Raw genomic sequence first — 1,003 nt, 5'->3', positions numbered from 1 at the left:
CGCCGTCGCGGCCGGCGGCGGCTGGGACATCTGGACCGACCGGGCCGACGCCCACGAACTCGTCGACGTCCCCCGCCAGGTCCTCGCCCTGGCCACCCGCACCGCCCTCGACGCCGCCGAACTCCCGGTCGCCCTACGCCAGTTGTTCGGACGCGCGACCATCCGGCAGTACCCCGGCCGCGGGGACGCCACCCCGGCCGGCCTGGAAGGACACCTGATGCGACTGCCCCTCCCGGGCGGCGACCTGCTCGAACTCTCCCGGCCCCACCTGCCCTTCACGCCCACCGAGTTCGCCCGGGCCCGCGCCCTGGTCGAACTGGACACCGTCCTCGGCCCGCGCGTCCCGGCCGTCGCCGCCCGGATCAGCCACCCGGACGACGAGCTGACCGTCCGCCGCGCCACCCCCGAGGACAAGCCCGCCGCGCTGGCCATGCACGCCCGCTGCTCCGCGGAGTCGCTGCGCCGCCGCTACCACGGCCCGGTCAAGGACGCCGACCGCTACCTCGACCACCTGCTCGACCACCGCCACGGCCAGACCCTCGCCGTCGAGACCGCCGACGGGCGCCTGGTCGCCCTCGCCCACCTGATGTGGGACGACGAGGGCGCCGAGATCGCCCTGCTGGTCGAGGACGCCTGGCAGCGCCGCGGCCTGGGCGTCGACCTGGTCCGCCGGATGGCCGCCCTCGCCCTGGAGGCCGGCGTGCGCACCGTCTACGCCGTCACCACCGCCGCCAACACCGGCCTGGTCTCCACCATGCGCCGCCTCGCCGCCCCCCTCGACTACCAGGTCGAGGACGGCACCCTGGTCATCACCGCCCACCTCACCGAAGCCACCGAGAAGCTCCCCGCCCCCTGGCCGACCTCCCACTGATCGGCACGTGAAGGGGAACGATCCGGGGGCTCGGGGAACGGCGAGTCCGTGCTGCTGACGGTCGGAGCCCATCGGAGGTCCGTGCTGCTGCGTGTAGTAAACGGAACCGGAAGCCGATGCGCGCTCCGGCAG

Annotated in this window: 1 protein-coding gene; it reads left to right on the top strand. The window is 74.9% G+C overall.

The features are described 5' to 3' along the window. On the top strand, nt 1-871 hold an 871-nt coding region (locus tag ACFUEL_RS39990; protein ID WP_380243183.1), incomplete at its 5' end, for a GNAT family N-acetyltransferase. Nucleotides 872-1,003 lie beyond the last annotated feature (132 nt).

Source organism: Kitasatospora sp. NPDC057198, from assembly GCF_042670125.1.
Taxonomy (GTDB): Bacteria; Actinomycetota; Actinomycetes; order Streptomycetales; family Streptomycetaceae; genus Kitasatospora.
Note: the sequence above shows the minus strand (reverse complement) of the source record. Positions and strands in the feature narration are given on the sequence as shown.